The organism is Croceicoccus estronivorus, from assembly GCF_001625325.1.
GTDB lineage: Bacteria > Pseudomonadota > Alphaproteobacteria > Sphingomonadales > Sphingomonadaceae > Caenibius > Caenibius estronivorus.
In genome coordinates, this window is record NZ_JRQQ01000015.1 from 19,540 (window position 1) to 38,583 (window position 19,044).

The following is a 19,044-nucleotide window of genomic DNA, read 5'->3' on the forward strand; positions in this document are numbered from 1 at the left end:
CGCTAGCGATCCCACGACATGAGCGGGGCCTTGCGCCATTCCCCTGGCGAAAGACGGGCGAGGTGGTGGCGGTAAAGGTCGCCGAGGCGTGTGGTATCCAGACCGGCAAACTGTGCAAGCTGGATCATCCGGGTTCCCGGATTCCAGTTTCCTTCAATCATGCTCGGCCCATTCGGCGTAATCGCGACGTCCCACCCGATCACCGTGAAGCTGTCGCGAAAGATGGCGTGGGCCTTGCAAGCGAGGCCGAGGGCATCCGAAAAAAATGGAACTTCCACTCCGGCAATTATCTGCCCGGTCGAAGGATGACTGGCTGATCGCGTCAATTGCCCACCCCTGATCGATACGGCGAGGCCACAGCGTCCGGAGGCGTCGAGAGGCGTGGCAAGGTTGCCCGCGCTGAAGTTGTCCACTGGGCCTGCATGGCTGGCGAGGCGCAGGACGCAGGCGCATGGCTCTGCTTCATTGCACTCGTCCAGGCAGGTGACGATGCGCAGGGTCGGCAAGGCGCCCGGTGCGATCGTTTCGAGATCGGGATGGGCGCGCAGGGCCTGTTGCACAATTCCGCCATGCTTGACGATCCGATGCAGGGATGCCGCCAGAGCGTGATTGTCCATCACGATTGGGCCGGTATGCCAGTCGCCGGATGCCATGCGTTGCCAACGGGTAATGCCGCGGCCGTGGGACCCGAAGGCCGGTTTGGCAATCACATCGGATTGCCGGGCCAGCCAGACTTGCAGTTCGCGGCGTGTGCCGGAGAACGTCTGCGGGTGGGGCAGGCCATGCTCGGAGAGAATTTCAGCGAAGAGTTGTTTGTTCTTCAGCGGGTTTTTGGTGAACGGCGCTGTTCCGGGATTGAGCAGACGGTGGATGCCCCTGCGGTCGGCCATACTCAGCCCGTGTGCGCGGATCGACGGGGGAAGAACCGCACGTTCGGTGCGTGACCATCCGCCGATACCGGCCAGGCCAAGAAGGAAGGCGCCAATCCGCCGATGCGCCGGCCAGTGCCGGTTCAGGGCATTGCGATAAAGGCTCATCAACGCATTGTCCGCCGCCGCAGAGGCAGCGCCAAAGGCTCTCAGCGTCAGCATTGATCAGGCCGCAGCGGGCAAACTGGTCCGGGCGGCCAGCAGTTCTTCGGCAATATCGAAGGTTCGCGCATTGTCGACATCGATTGCCGTCGCGCCGTCCCCGAGCACGACCGGGACAATCGGGAAACCGAAGCGCCCGGAAAAACGCTCGAAATTATCGGCCAATGAACCGATGCCGAACTTGAAGCGCACGAGGTTGGCGAGACCGAATGCGCCAAGGATGCGTTTCGGGTATTTCGCGAACTGACCGCCGCTGCGGAAGGTCTCCGCTGCTGCAAGCGCTGTGCGTGCGCCGAGCCAATACGTGTTGCAGTTGGAATAGCCATCGTCCGCGAAACGGTAGAACCGCCTTTGCCCCTCGGGATGGGCTGCCAGCACCGACGCTTGCCGGGCAAAGGCCACGGCGGCCCCGTTTCCCGCCTTGCGCGCGCCAGTGACGAATTGTCCGACCGCTTGCGGGGTGAGCAATACATTGTCTGCCGTGGTGACGAGCAAGGGAAATGCCGCGCCTTCCGCAGCGGCCAGAACACTGTCGGCCAGATTGAATTCGGCCTTTATCGCCGTCAATCTCCGGTCGCGCAGCAGGCGCGCGCAGATACCGACATTGTTCAGCAAGGCAGGATTGTCGATGACGATCCGGATCGCGCTGATGTGGGGTGAAGCGGCGAGGGCTTCGATCACGTGGGCAATCAGGGGTCTGCCCGCGATCGGGACGAGACATTTTAGCGGCACGCCGGCTCTTTCCGCCAGTGGATCCAATGCGCCATTACGCCGGCCTGCCAGCACCACGGCGGTAACAGTTCCATTTTGCCGGGTGTTCATGCCGCAAACTCCAGCGAATGTTCGCTGATCAGGCCCTGGCGGGCGAGGCTGTGGGCAACGATGGTTTCGACGAGAGTGGTATGGTCCACACCCAGCGTGGCGGCTGAACGGGAAATGGTCTTGCGTGACCAGAGGTTGCAGGAAATGTTGATTTCCATGAACCGTATCGCGCCGGAAAATGGATCGTATCGAAATTCGAGCCTGCCGTAATCGAACGGCCAAAGTTCGGGAATAATACGTGAGGTCAAGTCTTTGAGCTGTGCGGTCAGGGAAGGATCGGTCACCGGTTCCAGTGGATCGAAGGCGTCGATTTCCCCGGCGAGGCCGCGCTTTTCCTCATAATTGCGCAAGTGGTGAGGGTCTTCGGGGCGATAGATCATCGGCGGCAATATCCAGGGGGCGCCATGCCGCCCGCCGATGACCGGGACTGCGATATCGTAAAGCGGGGCCCATTCCTCGACAATGGCATCATGGCCGGTGTCATGGAGGTCGCTCACGTGGCGTAGAGCCGCCTGCCAGTTGTCGACGATGGCAATCCCCCAGGATGCGGAGGATGCGTTGGGCTTCACCACCAGGCGGTCCGCATGCAGAATTCGGTTGGGGGCTATGCCACCCCGGCGAAACGCCACCCAATCCATTGTCGGCACATCGTGGCAGCGGGCAATCAGCTTGCAGGCATGTTTGTCGTCGGCGATTCCGCGCAGGATCGGCGAAGCGCCGAGGAACGGAACATCGCAGCGCGTGGCCAGCAAGGGGGCGAGCATTTCGCTGTTCACGAAGCCCCCGCGATTGAGCAGCGTAACGACGAAATCGGTTTGCGGCCGCTCGAACAAGGCCGCGTAAGTGTTGGCGGTTTCGACCTGCAGACCGATTTCGCGCAACGTGCAGAGCATTTCGTGATGATAGACGGCGTGATTGCCGTCTTCGGGCGACCATATGCCGCCCGCGCACGCATGCTTGGCGAGGAACAGGATGTTGAGGCGCGCCTTGTCCATGTCGAGCAGGCGCATTGTCGGGAGTGTGGCAGCTTGCATGCCCGCCGGTTAGCTGCACGAAATGACATGCCGATGGCCGTTTTATGGCAATGTTTTTACGGAATGATGAAACCTGCAATACAGTGATCCGCCGATGCGGGATTGCCCTGCATCAGGTGCGTTTCTTGCCGCGTTTCCACCAGGGCGCGGAATCGTCGACCCGGGCCAGGGCCTTTCGGGCAGACCTGATCAGACTGTCTCGTTGCCTTTCGGTGTCCTTTTCAAGCAGTTCCAGCTTGGCTTGCAGCCGTGCGGCGGTGATCGGGTCCAGTCCCTTGAACAAGGCCATACGGTGGGTTTGCGCCACGGCCATATCGTTGAGTTCACCGAGCCGGTCCTGCAGTTTTGCAAGAGCTTTGGCGAACCCGCCGATCTCGCTGTCGGCGGCCCCGGCATAGAGTGAGGCGAAGAATGCGACACCGTAGCGTAGCTTCTTCGCTTCGATCCGCACGCGATGCCGGGCCGGATCGTCGATCCGGTCGAGATTCCGGCCGATCCGCCGCAATTTGCGCCGTCTGCGCTTGAGCACTTTGGCGACGAATGGCTCCAGCGGGCCGTCACCGCCCCTGGCGGCGCTCCGTTCCGTCCACTGACCGGCTTCGACCCAAAGCGCGATCTGCAGCAGCAGGCGCTGGAACTGTTCGCTGGAGAGCAGCTTCTGCGCGGTGTTGAGTGTCGCTTTACGCCGGGCCTGCAAATGGGTGAGCAGTTCAACCGCATCGGGATCTTCCGGCCTTGCCTTCGTGGCGACCCGTTCAAGCAGGACGTCCAGATCGCGCACCGCGCCCAGTTGGCTTGTCGCGGCTTTCAATTCCGACCGCAGGAGAGAGGCTTGCTCGTCCTTCACGATCTTGCGGAATAGAATCATCGCTGCCCGCAGGCGGCGGATGGCCACCCGGCTTTGATGAATGGCTTCCGGATCCGCTGCGGCAAGGACAAGAGGATAATTGTCCAGCAACTGTTCCAGGCAATTCCAGGCGATTGCACGAAAGCCCGTGGCGACGTCTTGTTCCGGTGTAAGCGTAACAGCGCTGGCATGAACTGGCGTTGGTGCGATCCCATAGGCAAGCGCATGGCCGCGTTGCCCTTTGGCGGCCACGGACCAGCGCAATTCCGGTCCCAAAGGCAATTGGAGGGCGAGTGCGGCAAGATCCGGGAAGCGGCCGGAAAGCAGTTCCAGCTCCAGTTCTGATACCGGCTCGGTCAGGTTCCCGGCGACTATCTCACCCTGATCGAACGCAACTTCGATCGCAGATTGCCCGTGTTTCAGGTGCCGGGTCGTGCGAGAAACGCGGGTCGTGGCGACCGGTTGCAGTTTGAGATTCCCCAGAACAGGTGCCAGCAGGGCCCGCGCGGGGGCGGGGAATGCTCCGACATCGGGAATGTCGCTATCGACGGGCACTGTCCATTCGCGCCGTTTGACGTGGCTGCTGGTGGGGGACGCCAGTTTCAGTGTCGCTTCCCGGCTGGAACCGCTCTGCCGTATCCGCAATGCCATTCCCGCCTTGTGAAGCTGACTGTCGGCAGTGTCGAAATAGGTGGTGGTCAGCTCCGATTTTGTTTCTTTCCCTGCCAATGCGGGATGATCCTGCAGCCGGGCGAGCATGGATGGTGCGGCCGCCAGCTTGATTTCGGTTTCTACGGGGTCTGCCATGATCCTGATGTCTTAGCGCAAAATGGGACACGAGCATGACTTTGTACGATGTCATTTCGAAGACCAACCGGAAAACGGGCATTGTCAGGGGCGCTGGCGAGGGCGGATGTGCGTCGCGGAAGCAGGAAGAAGGGGGGTGTCGCAACGCGGCAAGTTCCGGCGATACGGAACGTGTGTGCTTTGGCCCTGCCTTCCGGTTCCATCACGGGTTAGCATGCGGATGATGATTGAGTGGCCACAGGCCGCATGGGCAATGATATACAAGCAAGGATGTCCTTGATGACCGGACAAACCGACACCACGCTCACTGCAGAGATCGTGTTCGACCCGCATGATACCCGGTTCGCCGAGGAAGGAATTCCGTTCGACACACTGGCGCGTATCCGGCGTGAACAGCCGGTATACCGCACCCCTGGCGGGACATGGTACTTGTCTCGCAGGGATGATGTCGCGGCGGCATTGGCCGACGTGGGTACGTTTCGCGCTGACCTCGGCCCGATTACCGGAATCCCCGCAGGCATAGAGACTATTCCTGAAGAGCAGCATTATCTCAGCGAGATACTCGAACCGCGGCACAAGGCTATCCGACGCCTGATTACGGCGTCGATGTCGTCCGCGCGTCTGAAGGCGTTGATTCCCCTTTTGCGTGAAGAGTGCGCCCGGTTGGTCGATGCAATGATCGACCAGCCCGTTGCCAATCTTCATGATGGGTACGCCATGGCGATCCCGGCGTTTGCCATGGCGCGGATCATGGATCTGGATGACGATGCGGCCGATCGCTTCATGGACTGGTCATGGGACGGGACCTTGCTCCAGCGCCCGATTTCCCCCGGCGTTCCGCCAGAGGGTCCGGCAAGTCATGTGTTCTTCGAAGCATATCTTGCCGAACAGCGCGCATTGCCGACGCCGTCGAACGATTTGCTGAAACTGCTGATCGAGGCGACCGTCGAAGGTGCGCCGTTGAGTGACGCGGAAATCGTCACCCAGCTACACTTCCTCATCCAGGCGGGGGTACATACCACTCGCTCCCTGCTGACTCACCTGTTTAACCGGCTCGTGCAAGAGCCGGAGACCTGGGCTGCAATCGTGGCTGACCGGAGCCTTATTGAACGCTTCATCGAAGAATCGCTGAGGCGTGATGCCCCGGTACAGCGGACGACACGCCGCTGCATGCGCGATACCGTCTTTGCGGGTGTGGAGATGCGCGAAGGCGATGTTGTCGAGGCGGGAATTGGTTCTGCCAATCTTGACGAGACGGCTCATGATTCGCCCGAAGCCTTCCGGCTCGACAGGGCAGACCCTCGGCGTCACCTTGCTTTCGGGGCGGGGTCGCACATTTGTCCGGGGGCGGCGCTGGCGCGGTTGGAAGCGACAATCGCGATAGAAACACTGCTCGACCGGGTAGAGCGCATGGATAGGGTAGAAGGGGCGATCTATCCGCCTCTGCCCGGCAGCCTGGGGCATCAGCCGATTCCGGCTCGGCTTGTCGCTCGTGACAACGTTGGATCGAATTGATGGAGGGGGCCATGCAGGCTGGCATAATTGGATCGGGCAATATCGGTAGTGCGGTGGCCCGCAAGTTGACCGGGCTCGGCTATCGGGTCGTCATGGCAAATTCCCGTGGTCCGGATTCTCTGGCGGATCGTGCGGCGGATATCGGTATCGTTCCGGGGACATTGGAAGAGGCAGTACGGGCAACCGATTTCGTGTTGCTGGCGATTCCTGAATTCGCTGTGGCTCAATTGCCGGTGGGCCTGTTCTCGGCTTGTCCGCCGGATGCGGTAATATTGGATGCGGGCAATTATTACCCCGGGGTGCGTGACGGGCAGATCGCGCCGATTGACGCCGGAATGCCGGACAGCGTCTGGGTTTCGGAACGGATCGGCCGTCCGGTGCTGAAGATGTTCAATACGATTCACGCCAACCGCATCGTGGAAAGCGGTGTGTCGAAGGGAACTCCGGGCCGGATCTGTCTGCCAGTCGCGGGTGATGATCCCGATATGAAAGCGAAGGCGATCCAGCTTGCGGAAGCCATGGGGTTCGATGGGCTGGATGCTGGCACCCTGGCTGATTCCTGGCGGCAACAGCCGGGCACACCGGTCTATTGCCAGCATTTCGGGCTGGACGATACGCGCAGAGCCCTGGCCGACGCACGGCGTGAAGAAGTCCAGGCGGTGCGTGACGATGCGATGCAGCGTGCGCGCCAATGGGCTGAGGATGGCGCAAAAGTCGGAGTGTGGAACGCTTCTTCCTGAGACGGTCGCTGGGCGGTCTAGCCCAGAGTTGCGGCTATGATCCGCTTGATGACCCGTTGGGTGGCGCGTAGCTCTTCGTCAGTCGATTCTCCGACGGCCTTGAGCAGCACCGCACTCATTTCAGGGACGATGACGGCGCGTGTCTCTTCGCCTTTTGCTGTCAGGCTGACCAGGGTTACCCTGCGGTCGGCCTTGGAGGCCACGCGTTCCACCATCCCTTTTTTGCGCAGGCTTTCGACCAGGCGGCTGGTCGCGGCGGGATCCTTGTAACTGCGTTCGACCAGTTGCGTTTGCGGTAAGGGGCTTTCCTCGTGCAAGAGATTGAGGATCACGAATTCGCGAGTGGTCAGGGGGGCGCCCTTTTCCTCAAAGATCGCATTGAGCGAGCGGGCAAGGCCGTCCGCCGCCTGGCTGAGGAGGAAACCGATCACGGAATTGTAGGTTTCGAACGAGAACATTTCCTCGACGTCAGGCGCGGAACGCCGATTTTCCCGTTCGGTTGCTGACGAGGCGATCATGCTGGTCCCTTTGGCAATACGGTTTGGCTAGGCGGAAAAGTGACTGGTGCGTTGCGCCGTATTCCCGCTCTTACCCTGGCAGCAGACGCACTGAATTTGCGCAAATTCATTGACGATGACAAATAAGTTCTGTTGCCTCTGATGCAAGAGCGTCACGAGGTAAATAGGTGGCAACATCTCGGACGAAAGGGCCTCGCGATCCAGATCGATCGGGTGGGGCCTGTGCTTGGCAGCGAGCATCGCAGGCTATATAGTTTTTGTAGATAATAAAATTAGATTGAGGAGATGGACGATGCCGCAGCCGCCGAAGCTGACAATGGGTCATGTCGCGATGCATTATTCCCGGCCGGAGGATGGCCCGCTGGCGGCGAAGCTGTTGGGGATACTCGGTTTCCATCAGGATGAACCGCTGTCGTTCGACGGTGGTGTGTCGAATTTCTACCGTCTCTGGACGGACAAGGATACGCCGCGGCACGATGGCATCGTGTTTCTTTCTTACCTGCCCAAATCGCTAAGGGATTTGCAGGCGCGCATACGAGAGGCACTGGATGTCGGCGGGCGGGATGAAGATCCGGTCGTCGCGGCGTTCAAGGCGACGGAAGCAGACGATCCCGAACTCTGCTTCCACGTTGGCTTGATGTATGCATCCCTGGACGAGCTGGAAGCACACGTCGCCGCAATCGAGGCCGATCCGAAATTGAACGGGCGGATCAAGATCGTGGCCAATCGCCCTCCTGCAGGGCATGATCCTGAAATAGATGCGATCATCGATGCTTCGCCGATCTTTTCGAAGACCGAGCGCACGACCTATGGCCACTTTGGCGTCCAGGTATTCATTGTCACCGATCTGCTTTCCGGCGGGCCGCTGGGCGAACAGATGACAGTCGAACTGGACTACGTGTTTCCAGGCCACCCGCAGAACGTCTTCACCGAAGTCGCAGCATAGCCGGAGTGCATGCCGGAACTGGTGTTCAGGCGTGCCACATCTCCGATTTCACTCCCATCTGCTTGCGCTTGTCGAGAGTGAGAGTCCTGCCATTGGCGCGCTTCTGGATTGCAGCGGCCTTTGCGCGGGGATTGAAAAACTGGCCATACCAGATGCGTAACCGGGGGTAAGGGCCGTCAGCGGGAATAGCCATCGGGTTTACGCAGGCCTGCTTGTGGTTCCAGATTTCAACGTCCTGGGCGAGCCCTGCAATGCCGATGTCAGCGAACTCCTTTGCCTCGGCCAGTTGCTCTGACGTGGCTGGTGAGGTCCCGTCGTTGACCTTGACCATCATGCCCGTCCACATGCGCTCCACACCATCTTCGATCGGGGTGCTCGCGATCAGCCAGAAACCGTGGAACTGCCCGATCATATCGGATTCAAGAATGCCCGGACCGGTCCGCCAGGTATCGAGCACGAGCATGTTTTCGTCGCCACCCTCGATAGCCCTGCGGTGGGTTGTCCCGAAATACTGATGCACCACATGGTCGGTGAACTCGTTGGCGAAATAAATGCCTTCCTTTGACCCGTGGACGGGCGCCATGTGGCCGTAATCAGCCATGTTGTCGATGATTTCGCAGCCATGGATGTCGAGGTCGCCCAAATGGATCATGTCCCATTTCATCCATCCCGGTTCGCCGTAGTGGCCCCCGAAATCGGGCAAGGGATAATCGGGCTCCAGCCCTTCCGGATCATGCCAGGTCCAGATGATCCCGGCACTTTCCGTCACCGGATAGGTCTTGAGACAGGCTGCCTTGGGAATGAAATCGGAATAGGGAATGTGATCGCATTGGCCGTTTTCATCATAGCGCCAGCCATGAAACGGGCACCGGATCGAATCACCTTCCACGTGTTCGCCATCCTGAACGATGTACGAAGTCGCATTGCGCGCGAGATGGGCCCCCATGTGCGGGCAATATGCCTCGACCAGATGCGGTTTCCCGCTCTTGCCACGATAGAGGACCATGTCGGTGCCGAAGTATCGCACGGCTTTCGGGGTTTGCGTCGCTTCTTCTGCATTGGCGATCATGAACCAGCCCCTGGGGAACTCGAACTCGCCGAACCCGTAATCCTCTGCCTTTGCCATGGCGCACCTCTCCTCATTCGCTCTGGCGTTTTGCCAGGCAGGTTAGTGCTAACTCACCACGATTGCGGCGGTATTGTCAATTTCGTATTGCGTCCGATCATGCCTCGACCGGGCCGCGCAATTGCACTCAATTTCCTTGCTCCGTTTAATATTGGCGTAATGGCGACCCGTCTCAACATATTGAAGGTTGAGGAATTTTGCTCGCAGCGCTTGCCAAAGGAATTGCCATGTGTAGCGTCGTCCCAAAATAGTGCTTGGGAGAGTTGGGCCTATGTATTTCGGTTGGCGGATGGTTGCTCTCGCGGCGTTCCTTTACATGCTGATGATGGGGACGACTTACGGCGCATTCGGGCTGTTCGTCATTCCGGTATCTGACGAATTCGACCTCTCCCGCGCCAACATGAACAGTGCGCTGATCCTGTTCAACATCGGCACCGCGCTGCTCAGCCCGTTTATCGGACGCCTGCTGGACCGTTATCCCACGCGATTGATCATGGCGGTTTCGGCGATTCTCTTCGGGGCCAGTTTCGTGACTCTGGGATTCTCTCAATCGATATGGGTCAACGCCGCAATTCTGGTCCTGCCGCTGGGTGTGGCGTTACCTGGCGCGGGAACTCTCACCATGTCGGTGTTGCTGGCGCGGTGGTTCACGATTCAGCGTGGTCGGGCGATGGTCCTCGCTGCCATGGGCATGTCCGTTGGCAGCATTGTCGTCACTCCCATGGTTGGCTGGCTGATTGAGGAGCAGGGGTGGCGGACAGCGCTGATGGCGATAGGCGTTATAGTGGGGGCGATCCTGCTGGTACTGTCCGCACTGGTTCGGGAGCGGCCGGGGCCGGACGATATCGAGAGTGGCAGCCAGCAACAGGCGGTCAACAATTCGGGCGGGATATCGACTTCTCCCACATCGGAAAAGCCGCTCAGCGTCGCAACCATCCTGAAGATGCCGACATTCTGGACGGTCGGCCTCAGCACCGCTCTGGCGATGGGTATCACTCAGGCGCTCTCGATCACATTCGTGCCCCTTGGTATCGACAAGGGGCTTTCCATGATGGAAGCGACCAGCCTGATGTCGATTACCGGCGCTGCCGCGATAATCGGAATGCTCGGTCTCTCGGTCGTGGCTGACAAGATTGACCGGACGTTGCTGATGACCGGCTTTTTTACCCTTGGGGCGCTTCTGAACGCCACACTGCTGGTCAGCCACAGCTATATCATGCTGGCGGGCTGTGCCGTCATTCTGGGGATCGCGGCGGGGGCCATGGCTCCTATATTCTATGCGCTTCTGGCCGATTGCTTCGGCACGATGTCGTTCGGGACGGTGCGCGGGCTGACGACTCCTCTGCTCGCGCTTTTCAGCGCCGCCATAGTGCGCTTCGCAGGGGAAGTTTACGACTACACGGGCAATTACCAGTTGCTGTTCACGATCTTTGTATTTGCGGAGCTGCTGGCGGCTTTGCTCATGTTCGCGACGCGATACGGCCGCAGCAAGGCATTGGCGGCACAACCTGCCGGTTGAGGGCAATTTTCGCGCCCGCCTGCCAGTTCCTGGCCGGATACGGCTGGCGATAATATTCCACTGCTCCAGTTCGTCCACGCCTGATCCCCACAGAGAGGGCGTGCCATGTTCGCGCTTGTCAGCGGTGCGATGAGCATGTTAGTTCGTTCGAACGAATTGTTGCTCTCATATGACTCAGCTTGTTCTTCTCGAAACGGCTATAGACCGGTTTGGTCGCCTCGGATTCGACGGCGCGAGCACGCGCGCCATTGCGGCGGCGGCGAAGACCACGATGTCATCGATCACCTATCATTTCGGTGGCAAGGAGGGATTGTACCTCGCTGCGGCCGACCATATCGGGCGGTCGATCGGCGAAAAGATGCAACCGCATCTCGACGGCATCCAAGCCGATTTTCCAGCCAATCGCGAGGCAGCGGTGCTCGCTGTACAGGATCTGGCCGTCACGCTCTCGCGGATGATGGTGGACCCGGCGTCGGAGCCGTGGGTGCGCTTCATGCTGCGGGAACAGTTCGATCCCAGTGAAGCATTCGATCGCATATACGAACAGTCTCTGGGGCGGATATGCGGGGTACTCGCCCGTCTTGTCGCAGTGGCACGGCCGGACCTCGACGAAGCGGGTTGTGCGGCCACCAGCATTCAGATTCTCTCGCAGGCTTTGATCCTGCGCGCCGGACGTGCAACTGTATGCCGGGTCATGGGAGTGGCTGAACTCGAAGGGCCAGCGTTTGATACGCTGCTTGTCACTTTGCGTGCGAATGTCCGTGCTATCCTTCTCCCTGACGGAGTCCTTCGATGAATCGCAGGAAAGCCATTCTGATTGCTGTGGGTGCCGTGTTGCTGCTGGCAGCGACACTGACAAAAGGATTCGGCCTGTTTGGCGACGACGGCAACGGGCCGCTGACGCTCTATGGCAATGTCGACATTCGCGAAGTGGATCTCGCCTTTCGCGTTGGCGGCAGGATCGACACGATGGCGGTCGACGAAGGTGACAAGGTGACGAAGGGTCAGGTTCTCGCGGTACTCGATACCGCGACTCTGGACAGCCGCCTGCACCAGGCAGACGCCCAGGTTGCAAGCGCCCGTGCGCAGTTCATCCGGGCGAAGACCGGCAGCCGGCCGCAGGAAATCATGCAGGCGGAAGCACGCGCCAAGGCCGCCCGGGCGGCTTATGAAACCGCGCAGGGGGACTATGATCGCCGCAGGGGATTGGTCGATCCGGGGGCGATCAGTCGTGCGGCCTGGGATCAGACGGTTGCCCGGCGCGACAGTGCGGCAGCCCAATTGCGCGAGGCCGAGGCCGTGCTGTCCCTGATGCGAGAGGGAAGCCGGGTCGAAGACGTGGAAGCGGCGGCGGCGCAGCTCAAGGCGGCGGAGGCAGCACGCGACGCGATTGCCATCGACACCGGGGATGCGAAGCTGTTGGCGCCCAGTGCAGGCACAATCCTGACGCGGGCGCGCGAACCGGGGGCGATAGTTCAGCCGACCGAAACGGTATTCACCTTGACGATCGACCGCCCGATGCGGGTTCGGGCCTATGTCGCGGAAAGCGATCTGAGCCGGATTGCGCCAGGTATGGCGGTTACAGTGACGGCAGACGGCAATCCCAAGACTTACCACGGGAAGATCGGCTATATTTCTCCGCGTGCGGAATTCACGCCGAAAACCGTCCAGACAACCGACTTGCGCACCGATCTGGTCTACCGGCTGCGGATCGTCGTTAGCGATCCAGACGGTGCTTTGCGGCAAGGACAGCCGGTTACGGTAGATATAACGAAGCCCAATCCGGCCAGGGCCGACTGACGGGCAATGGCGGGCCCGGTCGCCCCGGACAGTGTCGCCAGCGCGGTTGGCATAACAAAGGCTTTCGGGCCGGGCCTGCCTGCGCTCGACAGCGTCGGTATCACTATCAGGCCCGGCAAGGTGACCGGGCTGGTCGGGCCGGATGGCGCGGGCAAGACCACGCTTATTCGCATTCTCGCTGGCCTGATGTCCGCCGATGCGGGAACGGTGACCATCCTTGGCGGGGCGCCATCGGAACGGCTGGACGACATCGGCTACATGCCGCAGCGGTTCGGCCTGTATGAAGATCTCACAGTGCGTGAGAACCTGACGCTCTACGCCCAGTTACGCGGTCTTCCGGGGGAAGAGCATGAGGCTGTGTTCGGGCGGCTCTATCAGTTTACCGATCTTGGCCGCTTTCAGGATCGTCTGTCCGGCAAGCTCTCCGGTGGCATGAAGCAAAAGCTGGGGCTGGCCTGCGCACTGGTGCGGACCCCGCGAGTGCTGCTGCTGGACGAGCCGGGAGTGGGCGTCGATCCGATCAGCCGCCGGGAATTGTGGGCAATGGTCGGCGAATTGACCGAGCAGGGGATCGGCGTTCTCTGGTCGACAGCCTATCTCGACGAAGCCGAACTGTGCGACGATGTCTATTTGCTCAGCGAGGGCAAGCAGGTCTTTACCGGGCCACCGGCAGACCTGACCAGGCGTGTGGATGGGCGTGTCATTCGTGTCACCGGCTTCGCCGACCGACGGCGCATGGCCTTGACCGAAGCGCTGGATCGTTCGGACGTGATAGATGGCACGATTCAGGGCCGCGCGGTCCGACTGCTGATTGGGCCGGGGGTTCCCATTCCCGATGCCGAGGCGCTGGGAATGGGTTCAGACACTCTGATTGAACCAGCGCATCCCCGCTTCGAAGATGGATTTATCGAACGGCTGGGCGGGGGGCCGAAAGGCACAAGTGCGCTTGCGACTTCCTACCGTGAGATTCCTCCTAATGATGAACCCGCGATCGAAGCGCAGGGTTTGACGAAGCATTTTGGCGATTTTGTCGCTGCCGGAGATATTCGTTTTACTGTACCCCGAGGCGAAATCTTCGGCCTGCTGGGCCCTAATGGCGCGGGCAAATCGACCACGTTCAAGATGCTTTGCGGATTGCTGACGCCGAGTGAAGGCACAGGCTCCGTCGCCGGACATGACCTGCGCCATGCGGCCGCCAGCGCGCGCGCCTCGCTGGGCTACATGGCGCAGAAATTCTCTCTCTATGGGGATCTCAGCGTCGCACAGAATCTCGATTTCTTTGCGGGAGCCTACAACCTTCCACGTGCGCGGGCCCGCCAAGCGATCGAACGGATGGTCGAGATATTCGATCTGGGCGACAGGCTGAGCGTGAATGCGGGCACTCTGCCGCTCGGTTTCAAGCAGAGGCTGGCGCTCGCCTGTGCGGTCATGCACGAGCCTCCAGTGCTGTTTCTCGACGAGCCGACATCGGGCGTCGACCCGGTCATGCGCCGTGAATTCTGGATGCATATCAACGGTCTCGTGCAGAAGGGCGTTACCGTGCTGGTCACGACGCATTTCATGGATGAGGCGGAATACTGTGATCGGGTGACGCTGATCTACCGGGCAGAGCAGATCGCAACCGGAACGCCCGACGCGCTAAAGGCTCAGGCCGGGGCTCTCGGGCAAATCGAAGATCCGACAATGGAAGACGCCTTCATTGCGCTGATCGAGGAACAGGATCGGCGCCACACGCAGGGGGAGGCGGCATGAAACTGCCCCGTGTACGGTTCAGCGGGCGTCGGCTTCTGGCGCTGGTCGTCAAGGAATTCTGGCAGATCGTGCGGGATCCATCGACTTTCCTGATCGCATTCGTGCTGCCGATGATTCTGCTGTTCCTGTTCGGTTTCGCAATATCGCTGGACAGTTACGGCACCCGAGTGGGGCTGGTGGTCCAGGATTCAAGTGCCCCTGCCATGCGGCTCGCCCAGGCCTATCAGCATTCGCCCTATTTCGAGGTGACCACTTCCCGCAGCGTGGAACCGTTGCGCAAGGGTATGATAGATGGCGATCTGCGCGGCATTATCGTCATCCCGGCGGATTTTGGTGATGGCGTCGCACGTATGCAGCCCCCGCCGATCCAGATCATTACCGATGGGTCGCAACCGAATACCGCGCAATTCGTTGCCGCCCATGCCGAAGGCGTGCGGTCTCAATGGGCGACGATCGAGAATGCGGAGCGCGGGGTTTCCATCTCCGCGCCGGTCGATGTTTCGGCCCGCTTCTGGTTCAATCCGGAGCTCAACAGCCGGTATTTCCTCGTCCCCGGTTCCATCGCCAATGTCATGACGATGATCGGCACTTTGCTGACAGCGATGGTGGTCGCGCGCGAATGGGAACGCGGCACCATGGAGGCGATGATGGCCACGCCGATCAGCATGGGCGAGTTCATCGCGAGCAAGCTGTTGCCCTATTTCGTCCTTGCGCAATTTTCGATGACGATGTGCGCACTGGCGAGTGTATTCGTCTTCGGGGTGCCGTTCCGTGGGTCGGTGCTGACGCTGTTCGCGATTTCCACTGCGTTTCTCATGCCCGCGCTGGGTCTGGGGCTGTTCATTTCCGCGGCCACCAAAAACCAGTTCGTCGCGAGCCAGCTTGCGCTAATTACGGCATTTCTGCCGACAATCATGCTGTCGGGCTTCGTGTTCGAAATCCAGTCGATGCCGGTCCCGATCCAGTTGCTGACGCACGTCGTTCCGGCGCGCTATCTCATTCCCGCCCTGGAAACGGTGTTCCTTGCCGGAGATCAATGGGGCCTGATCCTGCCTAATATCGGCATGATGCTGTTGTTCGGCGCGATCTTTTTCTTTCTGGCATTCCGTTTCACCAAACGGAGCCTCGACTGATGCAGCGCATCTGGGCGATGATCGTGAAAGAGATGTGGGCCGTTCTGCGCGACCCCAAGGCCAGACTGGTGCTGGTCGCTCCGCCGCTCATCCAGCTGTTTATTTTCGCTTATGCAACCACGCTGGACGTCAAGCATGTCGACATCGGCCTGCTTGACCGCAGCTCGGGCGCGCATTCGTCCGAACTGGTTTCGCGGATCGCCGGAAGTCCCTATTTCCGGCATATCGTTCCGTTCGAAAACTTCGGGCAATTGCGCAAGGCAATCGACCTGCAGAAAGTTCACGCCGCGCTTGTCATTGACGAGGATTTCGATGCCCGCCTCGCGCGGGGGGAACCGGCGACACTTGGTCTGGTGCTCGATGGGCGGCGTTCCAACGCGTCGCAGATCGTCAATGGCTATGTGTCCCGGATCGCGGGAGAGATGGGCTTGGAACTGTTGCCGCCGCGCATGCAGGCTGCGGCAGGGGGCAGTACGGTGACCAACTGGTTCAACCCGACGCTCAGCTATTTCTGGTTTACGCTGCCATCGCTCGTCGCGCTTATCACATCGGTTTCGGGTCTGGCCGTCACATCGCAAAGCGTGGCGCGCGAGAGGGAACTGGGCACGTTCGATCAGCTGATGGTCTCGCCGCTGCGGGTCCATGAGATCCTGATCGGCAAGATGGTTCCGCCCCTCATCATCGGCATGTTGAACGGCAGCATCTACCTGATCGTGGCGCCTGTGTTCTTTGGTGTGCCGTTCACAGGATCGGTCCTGCTCTTCTTCCCTGCGCTGTTCATGTACATGCTCACCGTTATCGGCATCGGCATGTTCATTTCCGCGCTGTCGCAAACGCAGCAGCAGGCCTTCCTCGGCATGTTCCTCGCGGCCGTGCCGCTTATCATCCTGTCCGGCTACGCCACGCCGATCGACAACATGCCCGGATGGCTGCAGATCGTCACATATGCCGATCCGGCGCGATACTTCATCGTCATTGTGCAGGGCCTGTTCCTCAAGGCCATGCCCGCTTCGGTCGTCTTCTCCCAGCTATGGCCCCTGTTCGTGATCGCCTGCATCACATTGAGTGCGGCAGCCTGGCTGTTCCGTGCCCGAATGGAATGAGCATCATGTCCAAACCCTCTCCCTCCCTTCTGCTGATTGCTGCGCCCGTCACGCTGCTTGCCGGCTGTGCTGTCGGCCCTGACTACAAGCCGCCTCACACCGCAGCGGTTGAAGCTGCAGGGAACGACTGGGTGGAGGGGGAGACCGGGGGAACGGTCGATCGGGAATGGTGGAAACGGTTTGACGATCCGGTGATGGCCGCGCTGGTGGAAAAGGCCATGACCGACGCGCCCGACAGCCGCGAGGCCGAAGCGCGTCTGGCCGAAGCCCGTGCCCAGCGCGATGCGATCTTCGGGGGAAGGTTTCCGGCGGTCGAGGCCAGGGGCAGTGCGACTGACAACACACTGAGCGAAAACGGGCAGTTGCCGATCAAGCAGTTTCCGGGGTTTGATCGCAACTTCAACCTGTTTGACGTTGGCTTCGACGCGAGTTGGGAACTCGATTTCTGGGGCAGGCGTACCCGGCAGCTCCAGGGCGCGAGCGCTCGGGTGGAAGCGGCGGAAGATGGCAAGCACGAGGTATTGTTGAACCTCGCGGCAGAAACTGCCCGCGCCTATATCGAGTTGCGGGCTGCTCAGGCGGCTCTCGCCACGGCAGAGAGTACTGCGGATTCCGCGGCGGAATTGTCGCATCTGACGAGTTTGCGCTTTGCTGCAGGAGATGCGAGCCGGGTGGATGCCAATCGGGCCCAGGCCGATGCTCGCGATGCTTCGGCGGCGCTTGCCGTCGCCCAGGCAACGCTGGCGGCCAACCGCTATCGTCTGGGCGTGCTGGTCGGCGTTGCGCCGGAACAGGTCGATGGATTGTTGGGCGATGTGCGGCCCATTCCCGCTGCGCCACCGTCAATTCTCACTGGTGTGCGATCCGAGTTGTTGGAACGGCGGCCCGATGTCCGCGTGGCGGAACGTCAGCTGGCTGCGGCAACCGCCGATATCGGCGTGGCTACTGCCGATCTGTTCCCACGCTTCTCGTTGCTTGGTTCGTTTGGACAGCAGGCGCGCGATACCGCCGATCTGTTTTCGTCAGACAGCTTCCGCATGGCGGTGGGGCCGCAGTTTTCCTGGCCGATTTTTGCAGGAGGCGCGCTCAGGGCACAATTGAGGGCGGCAGACGCGCGGGGGCAGGCTGCGGCTGCGCGATACGACAAGGCCGTGCTGGGGGCGCTGGCGGATAGCGAGACGGCGATCAACCGCTTCCTCAACAGCGGGCATGCGCTGGCACAGGCTGAAACTGCGTTGGAGAAGCAGGAGAATACCTTCCACCTGGTCGAGCTGATGCTGTCACGCGGGGAAGTCGACCGTCTGTCTCTGGCTCAGGCGCGGATCGCGTTGAACCAGTCGGAAACGAATGCACGAGAGGCTAGATCCGCCCATGCCAGCGCGGCAGTGGCATTGTTCAAATCACTTGGCGGCGGCTGGTAGGTGTTCCGTTCCGTTTCGGCAGCGGTGATCGCCAACTGCCGGCCGTATTGCGGATCACCTTGGCGAAAGACGGCCTTCATCCAGACCGGTCAGGCGACAATGTGAAATCCATGATCGGCGAAGACGGTCGATCCAGTCATCGGTGCAGCCGCGCCGCTGGCCAGAAAGGCCGAGATTCGGCCGACCTGCTCGATGCTGACCAATTTGTGGGCCGGGGTGGCTTCCTGCACGTGGTCGAGGATGGCATCGAAATGTTCGATACCCGACGCTGCGCGGGTCTGGACCGGCCCGGACGAAAGCGCGTGGACTGAAATCCCGCGTTCGGCAAGGTCGGCAGCGAGAGTGCGAACCGTGGCCTCCAGCGCGGCCTTGACCGGCCCCATCAGATTATAGTGTCCGACCACATGCTCGGCTCCGTAATAGGTCACCGCCTGCATGTTCCCGCCATCCGGCATCAGCGGGAGTGCGAGCCTGGCCATGCGGATGAAGGAATGGCACGATACATCCATGGCCATGGCAAAGCCTTCGGCAGAGCAATCGACCAGGCCGTTATGCAGATCGTCGCGCGGGGCGAAAGCGATGGAATGGAGCAGGAAATCAAGCTTGCCCCATTGCCGGGCGATGGTTTCGAACACCGATTCCAGTTCCCCCGCGTTACGCACGTCGCAGGGCAGGATGATCGGTGCCTCCAGCCCTTCGGCAAGGGGGCGTACGTAGGGTTCTGCGTGATCGTTGAGGTAAGTTACCGCCAGCTCGGCTCCGGCATCGCGAAAGGCGCTTGCACAGCCATAGGCAAGGGAATGCTCGTTCGCGATCCCGACCACGAGGCCGCGCTTTCCGGCGAGACCAGCAACAGGCGCCATCGTAATC

General features: G+C 60.7%; 17 protein-coding genes. 10 read left to right on the top strand and 7 right to left on the bottom strand.

Annotated features, from left to right (window positions below):
* Nucleotides 1-2: 2 nt before the first annotated feature.
* From MB02_RS16545 to MB02_RS16560, 4 genes are all read right to left on the bottom strand, one after another.
* A complete protein-coding gene (locus tag MB02_RS16545) occupies nt 3-1,091 on the bottom strand; it encodes a sugar-transfer associated ATP-grasp domain-containing protein (RefSeq protein WP_067540451.1) in 1,089 nt (362 codons plus the stop codon).
* 3 nt (nt 1,092-1,094) lie between these two features.
* Nucleotides 1,095-1,913 (bottom strand): NTP transferase domain-containing protein, encoded by an 819-nt coding sequence (locus MB02_RS16550; protein ID WP_067540454.1) that lies wholly within the window; start codon nt 1,911-1,913, stop codon nt 1,095-1,097.
* Nucleotides 1,910-2,947, bottom strand: a complete 1,038-nt coding sequence (locus MB02_RS16555) for a D-alanine--D-alanine ligase family protein (protein ID WP_067540457.1) — start codon at nt 2,945-2,947, stop codon at nt 1,910-1,912. The genes MB02_RS16550 and MB02_RS16555 overlap by 4 nt, the downstream gene beginning before the upstream one ends.
* 112 nt (nt 2,948-3,059) lie before the next feature.
* Complete coding sequence (locus MB02_RS16560) at nt 3,060-4,601, bottom strand: CYTH and CHAD domain-containing protein (RefSeq protein WP_067540460.1); 1,542 nt, start codon at nt 4,599-4,601, stop codon at nt 3,060-3,062.
* A gap of 279 nt (nt 4,602-4,880) precedes the next feature.
* Here MB02_RS16560 and MB02_RS16565 point away from each other — a divergent pair, with 279 nt between their 5' ends.
* A complete protein-coding gene (locus tag MB02_RS16565) occupies nt 4,881-6,116 on the top strand; it encodes a cytochrome P450 (protein WP_170304777.1) in 1,236 nt (411 codons plus the stop codon).
* 11 nt (nt 6,117-6,127) lie between these two features.
* Nucleotides 6,128-6,856 (top strand): NADPH-dependent F420 reductase, encoded by a 729-nt coding sequence (locus MB02_RS16570; RefSeq protein WP_067540560.1) that lies wholly within the window; start codon nt 6,128-6,130, stop codon nt 6,854-6,856.
* Between the two features lie 17 nt (nt 6,857-6,873).
* Here MB02_RS16570 and MB02_RS16575 read toward each other — a convergent pair whose 3' ends face one another.
* The gene (locus tag MB02_RS16575; RefSeq protein ID WP_067540466.1) at nt 6,874-7,374 is read right to left on the bottom strand and encodes a MarR family winged helix-turn-helix transcriptional regulator; all 501 of its coding nucleotides are present in this window, start codon (nt 7,372-7,374) and stop codon (nt 6,874-6,876) included.
* 292 nt (nt 7,375-7,666) lie between these two features.
* Here MB02_RS16575 and MB02_RS16585 point away from each other — a divergent pair, with 292 nt between their 5' ends.
* Nucleotides 7,667-8,320 (top strand): hypothetical protein, encoded by a 654-nt coding sequence (locus tag MB02_RS16585; protein ID WP_067540472.1) that lies wholly within the window; start codon nt 7,667-7,669, stop codon nt 8,318-8,320.
* Between the two features lie 25 nt (nt 8,321-8,345).
* Here the strand turns inward: MB02_RS16585 and MB02_RS16590 are convergent, their stop codons facing one another.
* Complete coding sequence (locus tag MB02_RS16590; protein WP_067540475.1) at nt 8,346-9,446, bottom strand: Rieske 2Fe-2S domain-containing protein; 1,101 nt, start codon at nt 9,444-9,446, stop codon at nt 8,346-8,348.
* Between the two features lie 271 nt (nt 9,447-9,717).
* Here MB02_RS16590 and MB02_RS16595 point away from each other — a divergent pair, with 271 nt between their 5' ends.
* The 7 genes from MB02_RS16595 (at nt 9,718) to MB02_RS16625 (ending at nt 18,174) form a co-directional block, all read left to right on the top strand.
* The gene (locus tag MB02_RS16595) at nt 9,718-10,965 is read left to right on the top strand and encodes an MFS transporter (RefSeq protein WP_067540478.1); all 1,248 of its coding nucleotides are present in this window, start codon (nt 9,718-9,720) and stop codon (nt 10,963-10,965) included.
* 169 nt (nt 10,966-11,134) lie between these two features.
* Nucleotides 11,135-11,761, top strand: a complete 627-nt coding sequence (locus MB02_RS16600) for a CerR family C-terminal domain-containing protein (protein ID WP_067540481.1) — start codon at nt 11,135-11,137, stop codon at nt 11,759-11,761.
* Nucleotides 11,758-12,765 (top strand): secretion protein HlyD, encoded by a 1,008-nt coding sequence (hlyD, locus tag MB02_RS16605; RefSeq protein ID WP_067540484.1) that lies wholly within the window; start codon nt 11,758-11,760, stop codon nt 12,763-12,765. The genes MB02_RS16600 and hlyD overlap by 4 nt, the downstream gene beginning before the upstream one ends.
* Nucleotides 12,766-12,771: 6 nt before the next feature.
* Nucleotides 12,772-14,517: an ATP-binding cassette domain-containing protein gene (locus MB02_RS16610; protein ID WP_067540487.1), complete on the top strand. Its 1,746-nt coding sequence runs from the start codon at nt 12,772-12,774 to the stop codon at nt 14,515-14,517.
* Complete coding sequence (locus MB02_RS16615; protein ID WP_067540490.1) at nt 14,514-15,650, top strand: ABC transporter permease; 1,137 nt, start codon at nt 14,514-14,516, stop codon at nt 15,648-15,650. Before MB02_RS16610 ends, MB02_RS16615 begins: the two co-directional genes overlap by 4 nt.
* A complete protein-coding gene (locus tag MB02_RS16620) occupies nt 15,650-16,753 on the top strand; it encodes an ABC transporter permease (protein WP_067540493.1) in 1,104 nt (367 codons plus the stop codon). The genes MB02_RS16615 and MB02_RS16620 overlap by 1 nt, the downstream gene beginning before the upstream one ends.
* A gap of 5 nt (nt 16,754-16,758) precedes the next feature.
* On the top strand, nt 16,759-18,174 hold the full coding sequence (locus MB02_RS16625) for an efflux transporter outer membrane subunit (protein WP_067540563.1): 1,416 nt from the start codon (nt 16,759-16,761) through the stop codon (nt 18,172-18,174).
* 89 nt (nt 18,175-18,263) lie between these two features.
* Here MB02_RS16625 and fabI read toward each other — a convergent pair whose 3' ends face one another.
* Complete coding sequence (fabI, locus tag MB02_RS16630) at nt 18,264-19,037, bottom strand: enoyl-ACP reductase FabI (RefSeq protein WP_067540496.1); 774 nt, start codon at nt 19,035-19,037, stop codon at nt 18,264-18,266.
* Nucleotides 19,038-19,044 lie beyond the last annotated feature (7 nt).

Excerpts from the sequence above, each read along its gene's own strand:
- MB02_RS16565 (WP_170304777.1), top strand. The coding sequence starts at position 4,881 with ATGACCGGACAAACCGACACCACGCTCACTGCAGAGATCGTGTTCGAC.
- MB02_RS16585 (WP_067540472.1), top strand. The coding sequence starts at position 7,667 with ATGCCGCAGCCGCCGAAGCTGACAATGGGTCATGTCGCGATGCATTAT.
- MB02_RS16600 (WP_067540481.1), top strand. The coding sequence starts at position 11,135 with ATGACTCAGCTTGTTCTTCTCGAAACGGCTATAGACCGGTTTGGTCGC.
- MB02_RS16625 (WP_067540563.1), top strand. The coding sequence starts at position 16,759 with ATGTCCAAACCCTCTCCCTCCCTTCTGCTGATTGCTGCGCCCGTCACG.
- MB02_RS16620 (WP_067540493.1), top strand. The coding sequence starts at position 15,650 with ATGCAGCGCATCTGGGCGATGATCGTGAAAGAGATGTGGGCCGTTCTG.
- hlyD (WP_067540484.1), top strand. The coding sequence starts at position 11,758 with ATGAATCGCAGGAAAGCCATTCTGATTGCTGTGGGTGCCGTGTTGCTG.
- MB02_RS16575 (WP_067540466.1), bottom strand. The coding sequence starts at position 7,374 with ATGATCGCCTCGTCAGCAACCGAACGGGAAAATCGGCGTTCCGCGCCT.
- MB02_RS16615 (WP_067540490.1), top strand. The coding sequence starts at position 14,514 with ATGAAACTGCCCCGTGTACGGTTCAGCGGGCGTCGGCTTCTGGCGCTG.
- MB02_RS16555 (WP_067540457.1), bottom strand. The coding sequence starts at position 2,947 with ATGCAAGCTGCCACACTCCCGACAATGCGCCTGCTCGACATGGACAAG.
- MB02_RS16590 (WP_067540475.1), bottom strand. The coding sequence starts at position 9,446 with ATGGCAAAGGCAGAGGATTACGGGTTCGGCGAGTTCGAGTTCCCCAGG.
- MB02_RS16545 (WP_067540451.1), bottom strand. The coding sequence starts at position 1,091 with ATGCTGACGCTGAGAGCCTTTGGCGCTGCCTCTGCGGCGGCGGACAAT.
- MB02_RS16610 (WP_067540487.1), top strand. The coding sequence starts at position 12,772 with ATGGCGGGCCCGGTCGCCCCGGACAGTGTCGCCAGCGCGGTTGGCATA.
- MB02_RS16570 (WP_067540560.1), top strand. The coding sequence starts at position 6,128 with ATGCAGGCTGGCATAATTGGATCGGGCAATATCGGTAGTGCGGTGGCC.
- MB02_RS16560 (WP_067540460.1), bottom strand. The coding sequence starts at position 4,601 with ATGGCAGACCCCGTAGAAACCGAAATCAAGCTGGCGGCCGCACCATCC.
- MB02_RS16550 (WP_067540454.1), bottom strand. The coding sequence starts at position 1,913 with ATGAACACCCGGCAAAATGGAACTGTTACCGCCGTGGTGCTGGCAGGC.
- fabI (WP_067540496.1), bottom strand. The coding sequence starts at position 19,037 with ATGGCGCCTGTTGCTGGTCTCGCCGGAAAGCGCGGCCTCGTGGTCGGG.
- MB02_RS16595 (WP_067540478.1), top strand. The coding sequence starts at position 9,718 with ATGTATTTCGGTTGGCGGATGGTTGCTCTCGCGGCGTTCCTTTACATG.